General features: G+C 62.6%; 7 protein-coding genes. 4 read left to right on the forward strand and 3 right to left on the reverse strand.

Annotation, left to right across the window (positions count from 1 at the left end):
- Window positions 1–74 precede the first annotated feature (74 nt).
- The 4 genes from F4Z81_00315 to F4Z81_00330 all read left to right on the forward strand — a co-directional run bounded on the left by F4Z81_00315 (window position 75) and on the right by F4Z81_00330 (window position 3,581).
- A complete protein-coding gene (locus F4Z81_00315) occupies window positions 75–1,460 on the forward strand; it encodes an aminotransferase class V-fold PLP-dependent enzyme (protein ID MXW03491.1) in 1,386 nt (461 codons plus the stop codon).
- Between the two features lie 51 nt (window positions 1,461–1,511).
- Entirely contained in the window at window positions 1,512–1,958 is a 447-nt protein-coding gene (locus F4Z81_00320; GenBank protein MXW03492.1) for a hypothetical protein, read from the forward strand.
- 57 nt (window positions 1,959–2,015) lie between these two features.
- Window positions 2,016–2,435: a hypothetical protein gene (locus F4Z81_00325; GenBank protein MXW03493.1), complete on the forward strand. Its 420-nt coding sequence runs from the start codon at window positions 2,016–2,018 to the stop codon at window positions 2,433–2,435.
- Window positions 2,436–2,513: 78 nt separating this feature from the next.
- Complete coding sequence (locus F4Z81_00330; protein MXW03494.1) at window positions 2,514–3,581, forward strand: GNAT family N-acetyltransferase; 1,068 nt, start codon at window positions 2,514–2,516, stop codon at window positions 3,579–3,581.
- A 34-nt stretch (window positions 3,582–3,615) separates the two neighbouring features.
- On the opposite strand, the gene mpl is transcribed toward F4Z81_00330, so the two are convergent.
- The 3 genes from mpl to F4Z81_00345 are packed head-to-tail and all read right to left on the reverse strand — an operon-like array spanning window position 3,616 to window position 10,313.
- Window positions 3,616–5,040, reverse strand: a complete 1,425-nt coding sequence (mpl, locus tag F4Z81_00335) for a UDP-N-acetylmuramate:L-alanyl-gamma-D-glutamyl-meso-diaminopimelate ligase (GenBank protein MXW03495.1) — start codon at window positions 5,038–5,040, stop codon at window positions 3,616–3,618.
- A gap of 2 nt (window positions 5,041–5,042) precedes the next feature.
- Window positions 5,043–6,911 carry a tetratricopeptide repeat protein gene (locus F4Z81_00340; protein ID MXW03496.1) on the reverse strand — a complete coding sequence of 623 codons (1,869 nt, stop codon included), beginning with the start codon at window positions 6,909–6,911 and terminating at the stop codon, window positions 5,043–5,045.
- Window positions 6,912–6,920: 9 nt separating this feature from the next.
- Window positions 6,921–10,313, reverse strand: a complete 3,393-nt coding sequence (locus tag F4Z81_00345) for a hypothetical protein (protein ID MXW03497.1) — start codon at window positions 10,311–10,313, stop codon at window positions 6,921–6,923.
- Window positions 10,314–10,975 lie beyond the last annotated feature (662 nt).

Consider the following 10,975-nt stretch of genomic DNA (forward strand, 5'->3'; position numbering starts at 1 on the left):
CGTATATACTAAATACCATTCTTCATTAATCGAGTTCGATTAGGGATGGATTCGATCCCTGACGGAGGTTTCCCATGTCTGACCACGAAGGCACGATCAAAATCGATTCCCGTATACAGGACTCCGAGAAGATCCGGAACCTGTCCCGCCGCGGATTCATCGGCAGCGTGATGGCCGGCGCGGCCGGGGTGGCCGGCGCATCGGCCCTGTTGTCCCCGGTCCAGGATGCGGAAGCGGCGCCAGTGCCCGACCTGCCCGATGCGGCGCCCGGCGGCGCGGCCGCCGATGACGAACCCTACTGGGAGAAAGTGGCGGCCCAGTTCATGCTGCGCGATAATGTCATCTACATGAACTCCGGTACACGCGGCCTATCGCCGGTGAGTGTGCACAAAGCGCAGGTGGAAGCCATCGAAGCGGTTAATTCCGATCCCAACATGTGCTGGTCGACCTATAGTTTCGCCGGCATGGACGAGATTCGGCGGAAGATGGCCGTGTACATCGGTTCGGAGGTCGATGAAATCGCCTTTACGAACAGCACTACCGACGGGATGGGGCTCGGTTTCATGGGACTGGAATTGAACCGGGGCGACGAAATCCTGACCACGAACTACGATTACGGCTGGGTGAAGAACATGATGGCCTTCCGTGCGAAGCGGGACGGACTGGAGTTCAAGATGGTGGACATATCGGATCCGAGCTTCCGTACGCCGGATGATCCGCAGAAGGTCGTCGATGCCGTGGCGGCCGGGATCACGCCGAAGACCAGGTTCCTTACCATCTGCCACATCAATTATACCGACGGCTTCGTCATGCCGGTTAAGGAGATCTGTGAGATTGCCCGAGACCGCGGGATCATCACCCTGATCGACGGCGCCCAGCCGCCGGGCATGATGAAGATGGACATGATGGACCTGGGATGCGACATGTACGCGGGGGCGGGCCACAAGTACATGCTGGCCGCTCAGCACACCGGTTTCCTGTTCGTCCGGAACGACATGGTGGACCGTGTACATCCCCTGGTTTACACGGGTTCGATGAACCCGGAATGGGCCATCACGGGAGCCCGTAAGCTCGAACAGCGTGGTTCTTCTAGCTATTCGGACCGGGTCTCCATCGGCGCGTCACTGGATTTTCACAACAAACTCGGGGTCGAAGCCATCGAAGCCCGGCTCCGTTACCTGTCCCAACGCCTGAGCCAGGGCCTGAAAGCCATCGACGGCGTCACCGTCTACGCATCCGATGATCCCAGGATGTCCTGTGCGCTCGTATCCTTCTCCGTCAAGGACCTCGATCCTTCGTTCATCGTCGGGCGCCTCTGGTACCGCAGCCCGAACATCTACATCCGTACCGTCGGCGCCGCGGGCGGTTTCAGGGGAGTCCGCGCCACGTTGCACGTCATGGACACGGCCGAGCACGTAGATACCTTGATCGATAGGATCGAACGGCTTACGCGGGCCTGAGATCCTAGATGGCCATGAGGTTCATATTAGGCTCTATTCAGTGGAGCTTAAATGAGTATAGTACGTTTCCTGATTGCCTTAATCGTCGGCACGCTGGTCCTGCTCGTCCTGGGATTCATCCTCTACGCGATGGTATTCACCGGGTACTTCGCGGCAAATGCCGAACCAGGCGCGGGGGCCGTGGCCAAAGACCCGCCCGAAATGCTGTTCATCTACCTGAGCGAGTTGATTCTGGCCGCCCTGTTGTGTGTCGTAATCGGATGCTGGGCGGGCGTATCCGGCGCGATTGCGGGATTCAGGACCGGTGCGGTTTTCGGGTTCCTGTTGAGTCTCGCGATCAGTCTGATGTTCTATGGCACGGTGAACTACATGAATCTGCAGGCGACGTTGTTCGACGTCGTACTGACGACGGTGCGTGTCGCCCTGGCGGGCGCCGTGATCGGGATGGTACTGCGAAGGAATCGGACCGCCGAATCCCCGGCCGTGGTCAACAGTTGAGTCGGGCTTGATGCAGGCGCCTTAAGACAGCACGCGCATTTACCGGCAGAGGAGTGTATGTCTGTACGAAGATTCGCCATAGCGACCGGAACCGGCGCTGTCATGGTGCTGTTACTCGGCCTGGTCACCGGTGTTTTGTTCGGCGGCCTGTTTGAAGGATTCGCGGTGACGGCGCCCGAAGTGGTCATGAAGTCCAGCCCGAACGTGTGGACGATCGTGCTCGGCGCCGTGGCCATGGGGGCGCTGCTGACCGTCCTCCTTGGTAGCTGGACGGGACATACCGGCGCGAAGAAGGCCCTCGGGACCAGTGCGGTTTTCGGGTTGCTTCTCCACCTGTTCCTCGGTTTGAGCCTGTTCGGCATGACCACGATGCTGGACCTCACCGGTACCCTGGTCAAGGTCGTCATCGATACGGTTCAGGTGGCGTTGTCCGGGATGGCCGTCGGCTACGTGCTGGGTCGCACCGGTCAGACCTAGTCCTGGCCCGTACACAAGCCTTCACTCAAGCCCGCAACCTGGTTCCGTTTCCTTGCCCGCACGGTCCTCCCTTGCCAAATGTACACACCGATCGCTGACAAGACCCTCCGCACGGGCGAGACGCTTGAAATCGGTGTCGTGCTTGCCCCGGACAACCACGCACCAAAAGGCGACCACGCGCCAAACGGCGACCACGCGCCGGCCGATCAGGAGTCGGACGACAACATGGCGGCCGACCACGCGCCGCTCGTCCGGCCGATCCTCGTGCACAAGTCTAGCAACGAGCAGTGGCACCTCGACGAGGTCTTCGCCGGCCGGGTCGGTCCCCTCGAAACCCGGTTCTATCTCGGCCGCCTGAAAGACCGGTCAGTCTGCAACATCATGGTCAGCGAATACGACGGCATCGGCATCCTGAGCCACGTGTACACCGTGCCTGAACACCGCCGCAAGGGCATCGCCCGGCTCGTCATGACCGAGCAGATGGCCGATTTTAAAACCCGGAGCGGCCGGTACCTGACGCTGTCCACCGGTTACGACACCCATCCCTATTACCTGTACCATGGCTTCGATTTCCGAAGCGTTGTGCCGGAATCGGGCCACATGAAGTATATGGGGAATGCCGAGTTCGAGACGGAGCATTTTCGTGTCGACGAGGACGGCGAAGCGCGGGTAATCCCGGGGGACTGGAAGCACTGGCCTTCGCTGAACGTGCTCTGCGCCCAGGCCGGTCCGCCACATCTGCGCAACGTGGGACTGGGACATATCGGGCCGCGCATGTTCGAGGGGGCCTACCTGGGGTTGATGAAGCAAACGCGGGAAGAGGAGGATGTCCAGGTCCGGTTGGTGGTCACGGAGCACGGCGCGGTCGCGGGCTACGCGACCCTGGTGCCCGACATCCGCTGGCGCGGTGAGACCTTGCTACTGGACCTTACCGTTCATTCCGCTTTCAAGGCACAGTTGAAGCCACTGCTCGAGTCTTTTCTCCTGCCGGCCGGACGCAAGGTGCTCTGCCACGTCGTACCGGGCGACGGCCCGAAGACCGCCGCACTACAGCACGCGGGATTCATCCACGAGACTACGCTCCGGCAGCAGTTCAAGGCTGTCGGCAACTTCTTTGACGTCGAGGTGTACGCGAGATTTGCCTGACCCCGGTCGCCGCCTGACCCCGGCCGCCGCCTGACTAGCCCGACTCCGCTGCGCCCCCGCGCTCCAGCCGGTTCAGCGTCTTCTCGTGGATGCCGCCGAAGCCCCCGTTGCTCATGAACACGATCCGGTCGCCTGGTTCCGCCTGTCCGGCCAATCTTGAAACGATCTGTTCCACGTTGCCCAGGGCTTCGGTGTCCACGCCCCGTTCACGCAGCCCCGCCACCAGCTCTTCCACCGAAAACCGGTTTCCCGGGGGTGCCTTCTCGGGCAGATAGACGGGCGCGATAAGCACACGGTCCGCCTGGTCGAACGCGGTGGCGTAGTCGTCCTGGAAATTCCGCCGGATGGTGGTCGCAGAACGGGGTTCGAACACCGCCCAGGTCCGCCGGCCGGGCGCGGCCTTGCTGAGCGCGTCCAGCGTGGCCCGGACGGCCGTGGGGTGGTGGGCGAAGTCGTCATAGACCGTAACGCTATTTACTTCGCCCCGTACCTCGAGACGTCGTTTCACGCCGGGAAAGGACGCGAGACCCCGGGTCAGGTCCGGCCACGACACTCCGTATTGGCGTGCCGCGGCGACCACGGCCAGGGCGTTCCTGACATTGTGGTCGCCGAGCTGGCCCGTCGACAGCCGGGCGCGGTGCTCGTCCTGTTCATACAGGTCGAAGGACGTGCCCCCGGGATCGAAGGACACGTTGCGTGCCGACCACCGGGCGCCTGACGACATGCCCAGGGTATGGATGGCACAGTGTGCATGGGAAGCGAGTGCCTGGACGTGCTCGTCGTCTTCCGGGCCGATCAACAACCCGTTTCCGGGAATGATGTTGACCAGCCTCCTGAAGGAAAGCGCGATCTCGTCGATCGAATCGTAGATGTCCGCGTGATCGAACTCGACGTTGTTGATGATCACCGTGTCAGGCAGGTAGTGTATAAACTTCGCCCGCTTGTCGAAGAAGGCACTGTCGTATTCGTCGCCTTCCAGGATAAACAGGTCGCCCGATCCCAGCCGTGCGCCGGACTGCCAGCTGATGGGCACGCCCCCGACGATGTAGCTGGGATCCAAGCCGGCCTCGGTGAGCACCCAGGCGAGCATTGCCGTCGTTGTCGTCTTGCCGTGCGTACCCGTGACCACGACCGCTTTGCGATCCCACAGAAAGAAGGACTTGAGCGTCTCCGGCATGGATGCGTACCGGATCTTCCGGTCCAGGACGGCTTCGGCCTCGGGATTGCCCCGCGAAACGGCGTTACCGATGACCACGAGGTCCGGCCGAGGATCCAGGTTGGCGGCGGAGAAACCCTCGTACACGGGTATCTGCTGCTCCGAGAGTACCGTGCTCATCGGAGGATATACGTTCTCGTCACTTCCGGTGACCCGGTGTCCCAGGGACTTGAGCATCACGGCGAGCGCGCCCATGCCCGTGCCGCAAACGGCCACCAGGTGAATGTGAAGCGGTCGGGACATGGTCACGGCACAGGGGGATGGTCTTCGGTCAGTTCCCGGATCTTGCGGCGGGCGGCGTCGTTCCTGAAGTGATCGGGGTGCGAAAGGAGCAGGGTCTCGTACTCGGTGAGCGCCCGGGGGATGTCGCCGATCTTAGTTTCGTAGATCTCCGCGATCCGCCAGTGGGCGGCGGCGACGCGGCGGCTCTCCGGATACCGCTCGATCAGGTCCTGCAGGGCCGCGACGGCCTGGAACGGCTTGCCCATCCCGTCGAGCAACATCCCGATGTCCAGGATGACGGTGTCGGCGATCGGGCTCTCCGCGTTTTCTAAGGCAAACGACTTGCAGGCTTCCAGGGCCTCCTGGTCCTTGTACTGGCGCCGTAACAGCACCGACCGGATGTATTCGGAAAGCGGGCCGTCTCCGCCCTGGCGGCCTTCCGCAATCAGGATGGTCCACGCCAGCGCATCGTTGGCATAGGGACTGCCCGTAAAGCGGTCCGCCGTCTCCCGTAAATGGCCAAGGGCATCGTCCAGCCGGTCCTGGAACAGCGCCAGTTCACCGAGGTGGTATTGCGTCCGCGCCCGGGTCTCGGCTTCAATGGGTTCGCCGTCCGGCTCGAGGATGGCGTTATACTGGACGATCGCGTCCTCCAGGCTGCCCATGACGACGTAACATTCCGCCATGCCGAATCGGGCTTTCTCCCGGTACGCCGGCGCAGAAGCGTCCGCCAGCAATGAACGGTACATGGCGAGCGCCCGCGGCGCGTCCCGGTAATGGACCAGGAGCAGGTCCGCCAGATTGGACATGGCCTCGTCTTGGAACTCCGTTTTCGGATACTGCGCGATGATCTGCCGGTAGGTCTCGGCGGCATCGTCCATACCGCCTTGCTCCCGGAACGCCAGGGCAAGGCCGGTATACGCTTCGGCGCGCAGAGCCTCCGACCCGTCCGCCTCGATCAACTCTCGGTACGTATCGATGGCGTCCCGGTGGTGCCCCTCCCGCAACGCCCAATCGGCATACCGGACCAGGTATTCCCCGCTGTCCCCGTCCAGCCGGTCCGCTTCACGGTACGCCGCCAGCGCATCCTCCGGCTTGCCGAACCGGAGAAAGAAGCTGCCGAGCAGATCCTGGGCGGCCTTGCTGTCCCGGTGTTCAGCCACCGCCGACCGCAGCGCCTGTTCCACGAGTCCCTGGCTTCCGATCGACGCGAGCAGGTCGATCCGGTCGTTGACGATACGCGACTGGCCGGGTTGCTGGGTCAACCAGCGTGTGAATTCCCTTACGGCGCCCGTCACTTCGAACGCACTGGTATAGACACTGGCAAGCGCCAGGGCGAAAGCCTCCGGATTGCCCAGCCGCTTCCGGCCGTCCAGGTAAGTCTGTATGGCCCGGTCGTACGCCTCTCTTCTGAGGTGCAGATTCGCGATCTGGCTTACGGCCGATTCGCTTTGCGGAAAGCGTTCCAGCATGTCTCGGAGCGATTCCTCGGCCTCGTCGTTCCGTCCGGCGCCGAAAAACGCTTCCGCGAGCCTGCCGCGCAATCTTGAATCGTCGGGAGACTTCGCGATGTGCGTTTCGAGCAGAGGGATCAGTTTGTCGAAGGCTTCCAGCCGCAAGTACAGTCTGAGGGCGCCGTTCAGGGCGGACCGGTTATCCGGATAGTCCCTCAGCACCCGTTCGAACAGGACGGCGGCCCGGTCATATTGCCGGAGGCGTTCCAGGCTCCGGGCCTGTTCGATCCGGCGGTTAAGGTCGGCGGACCGGCTGAGCTGTCCCTCGACGCTTGAGGGCAGGAAAACCTGAACCGCCAACAGTACGGCGAGCAGGCCGCTTGCGAAATGCATGTGTCGCGGGCCGATGCCGCGAAGCGCTTCGGGAATGCGATTCAAGATCACCGCCTAGTTCACGACCGGAACGTGGGAAAGTGCGCGGAAATAGGCCCGAATAAGCGCTTCGTACTCCTGTGGATAAGCGCCTTCGTCGATACGGCCCAGGACGTCGTCACGCAGAGTGCGTTCGAACCGGGTCAGGTCGTCGGACAAATCGCCGGGTGATGGGCGGGTCGCCAGGTCCTCGCCCGGGGCGGCCCTACGTCTCTCCTCGCGCCGCTGGCCGCGTATGGACCTGGAAGCGTCCAGCAACCTGGACAGGATCCGTTGCTGGCGCTCCACAAGGGCAGGATCGATCTGGTACTGCTGCAATTCCCGAACCGTGTCTTCCATCTCCTTTTCGATTTCCTGCAGCCGTCCGAGGACCTGGTCCTGGTTGACCTGTTGCTCCCGCCGCAGTTGCTCCAGGCTCTTCCGCAACGTTTCCTGCCGAGCCGCCAGCCTGGAAACCTGCGCCTGGGTCTGCAGATCCATCTGACCTTCGGACTCGTCCATCATCTGGTTCATCTGGTCGTTGATCCCGTTCTGTTGCCTCGCCATGCCCTGCAGCCGTTCGATGAGATCCATCATGCCGGAGGACGAACCGGAATTCGCCATGTTGCGCATGGCCTGCTGTAGGGCGAGCACGGTTTCGTTCAGCGCCTCCATGGCAGCCAGTTGCTCCTCGGCGGCGGAATCGCGTTCCTGTTCGGCCAGGTGGCCCTCCGCGCGATCCATGCTGTTCAGTGTTTCTCCCAGCGCTCGTCCGATGGCCGGCGATATGAACATCGTCTTACGGGAGATGGATACGAGGTCGTTGGTTACGAGCGATGCGCCATCCGAGAGGCCCTGCTGATCCTCTGAAAGGATATCGATCCGGGTAACGGACCCGCCCGGCTGACGCGTACGTTCGTTGAGGTCCTCCTGCCCGACGGAGAGATCGACCAGTTGGTGCATCGCGCGCCGCATGCCCTCCGCGATCTCCTGCATCCGGTCTTCCTGGAGCTGGTCCTGGATCTCCTGCAGTTGCTGGCCCAGGGCGGATAGCGACTGGGACATTTCAGTCTGGCCTTCCATCGCCTGCTGCATCCTGCCCAGTTTGAGCTGCGAAGCGATCTGTTCCATGGAACCCGTCATTTCCTGGCGTTCCATCTCCCTGGACGCGTCCCGAACGCTTTCTGCCGGCATGTCCCGGAACGCTTCCATTTCGTCGGCCAGGTTCTCGAGACCGCGTTGCAGAGAACCCGTATCCTTCCCCAGTTGCTCCTGCTTTTCCGCCAGTTCCGATACTTCCCGGCCGTCCGACGTATTCTCCGTGGCATAGCGCAGTTCGTCCTGCCGGGCGGCGAGGTCCTGTGTCTGACGCACGGCGGACATCAACTGCTGCTCCGTCCGGATTCGCTTCAGAATGGAGAGACTGCGCTCGAGGCGTTTCAGGAACTCCTCCTGCTCGAATTCGAACGCTTCCATCGACGCTTTCAGCTGCTCGTCGTCGATGGACTGAAGGGCTTGTTGCAGGTCCCGCATGGCCTCCAGCAGTTCGGGGGTGGCAATCTCCTGGAAGAGCTTCCTCAACTGGTCCATCTTGTCGATGAGTTCCTGGCTCATCGAATCGTGGTCTTCCAGGGTTTCCATGGCCGCCTTCACCGCTTCGGCCGCCTTGAGGAGTTCATCGGTCGCCTGTTCCTGGCCGGCCAGGACGGACTCGATTTCCTTCTTCTGCTCCCAGGTCAACTCCTGCGTCTGAACCCCTTCCGCCTCCTGCCGTGCCTTCTGGTCCAGCGTCCGGTTCAGCGCTTCTATCTTCTTCTTGGATGCTGACTGTGCATCCAGCAGGTCTTCCATGTCGGTGACCTGCTGCTCCTGCGTATCGTCGATCTGTTCGTAGATCTCTTCTATCGACGGAAACCGGACCGTGTAGGTTCGGCTAACCGCCCGTTTGGGCCCCGATACCGTGTCGTTGTCATAAAGTTCGATCCGGTAGGAGACCACGTCTCCTGGAAAGAGGTTTTCTGAGGACAGGTCCCAGACGAAGGGCTGCGTCATCATCGTGGACTCCGTGTCCACGGGGATAGGCCTGACCTGCTCTTCGCCTTCGGGTTCCTTGCGATGGATCAGGTTCATGGCGGAGAATCCAAAGTCGTCCGTGGCCGATACCAGGAACGGAACGACCATGTTCTCCGTGAGGTCGGTGTCCCGGCCCGGAGACAGGATCCGCAAGGACGGCATGCGGTCCGGCAGAGCGATGATCCGGTACCAGGCGGGATTCACGTTTTCGTGACCGTCCGCGTTGCGCAGCGAGATGCGGTACCGCCCGTCGGACCGCACGGTCAGCGGCGCCGCGGCCGTGTCGTCTACCACAGCCATGGTTACCGGCCTGTCCGCATGCTCGAGGTAAATCTCCGCTTCCGACAGGTCACGGCCCGCGTTCACGGCGGCCAGTTCCACCTTCGTTCCTTTTAGCGCGACGATATCTCCGCCTTCCGTAGTGGTTCTGGGCGCCAGCCTGGTATAGGCCGGATAGTGATAGGTCAGGTGCAGCGCGCCGAGGAACGGGCGGTCTATGGCGCTGATTCGGAAGGGAGGGGTGACGGCGTCTCCGGCTTCGATGACGTAGGTCAGGCTTTCCCGGATCTCACGCACGGTGTGGCTGTAGGATGCAGGCGACGTGACTCTCATCTCCACGGCATTCTGCAATCCGTCGTCAGAGACCAGTTGCAGAACCGCCCGGTCGGGTCGCTCCCCGGACGCTTCGGCCATGATCGTGACCTGTCCGCCCGAAGTTACTTCCACGTCGCCCGGCGCAACGCTCAGAAACGTGCGTTGCGGAGGTTGGAAATGGGTCAGGGGGCTTGCCAGGCGGTTCAGCGCGCCCGAAAGCGGCGTGCCGAAGGCCGCCATCGCGATCAGTGCCAGCAGCGCGGCAATGCCGAATCCCCTGGCGGACCGGGCGATGCGGTGTCGCTGATCGGCTTCGTTAAAATCCACCGATTCGGTGTGCCGCGCGGTATCCGATACCGCCGCGTCCAATAATGCGGGAGAGGTCCTGTAAGCACTGGACCCCGCCTGCCGCTGCTCGGCGAGTTGCAGGGCCACGGTGACCCGGTCGTTCAGGTCGGGATACTGACGATCGACCCGACGTGCGAGGTCCTCGTCGGACAAACCGTTGCGCAGGCGGTCCAGACAGCGCCGGACGGGCCAGGCCGCGAGGAGCAGGATCCCCGCTGCGATCAGGCCCAGGCGAACCGCCCGGCCGAGATACAGGTAGGATTCGAGCGCGGCCAGGCAAAGCGCGAGGATGCAGATCAGCGCGCCGGCGGTTAACAGCCCTTCGACGATGACGATCCACCGGCTTCGGTTGCGTAGCGCATGAAGCCGGTTTCGCAGCGCGTGCCAGGTGGAAAGGGTGGTTTTACTCGGCACGGTCAGACCTCGAGCTTCTGTCGACTTACGCTATTGCTGTACCAGCATTTCGTGAGAGTAAAACAACTGGCGGGCCTGCTGGAGTTGCTCGTCGCCGGCCGCGGCTACGCGGCTGGCTTCCTCGTCACCCCAGAGATTCCGGGCGAGCGACCGCTTCAGCTGGAGTTCGATGACATCCCGGTCGTCGTTGAACTCCTCGTCGGAGAAAGATATCCCCGAGTCCCGGACCTGTAACTTGAAGGCTTCCAGCATTGTTTCGTCGACCTGGAACTCCCGCAGAAAGACGTCGAAATCATCCCTGAGGTCCTGCCGGTCCGCCTGGGATACGCCGTAGGCGTTGGCGAATTCGAAACAGGCCCTGTCGAAAGGCACCCATCCCCTGTACTTGCCGATCACGAAGGGGTATGTGCGTTTCGGGGCCGGGATCACGACGTCGGGGGAAATGCCGCCGTCTCCATAGACCGTACGGCCGGCAGCGGTGGTGAATTCCGTGCGCTCCGGGATATCTGCCTGGCCCGCATCGTCCGCCTGGCCCGCATCGTCCGCCTGGCCCGCATCGTCCGCCTGGCCCACATGGCCCTCTTCCGTACCGGATTCCGCATCCGTACCGGCCTCGCCGGCCTCGCCGGCCTCGCCGGCCTCGCCGGCCTCGCCGGCCTCGC

The sequence above is a fragment of the Gemmatimonadota bacterium genome (assembly GCA_009835325.1).
GTDB lineage: Bacteria > JAAXHH01 > JAAXHH01 > JAAXHH01 > JAAXHH01 > JAAXHH01.

What these genes read in the sequence shown, in the direction of transcription:
- F4Z81_00315 (MXW03491.1), top strand. Translation starts at nt 75, where the DNA reads ATGTCTGACCACGAAGGCACGATCAAAATCGATTCCCGTATACAGGAC.
- F4Z81_00320 (MXW03492.1), top strand. Translation starts at nt 1,512, where the DNA reads ATGAGTATAGTACGTTTCCTGATTGCCTTAATCGTCGGCACGCTGGTC.
- F4Z81_00325 (MXW03493.1), top strand. Translation starts at nt 2,016, where the DNA reads ATGTCTGTACGAAGATTCGCCATAGCGACCGGAACCGGCGCTGTCATG.
- F4Z81_00330 (MXW03494.1), top strand. Translation starts at nt 2,514, where the DNA reads ATGTACACACCGATCGCTGACAAGACCCTCCGCACGGGCGAGACGCTT.
- mpl (MXW03495.1), bottom strand. Translation starts at nt 5,040, where the DNA reads ATGTCCCGACCGCTTCACATTCACCTGGTGGCCGTTTGCGGCACGGGC.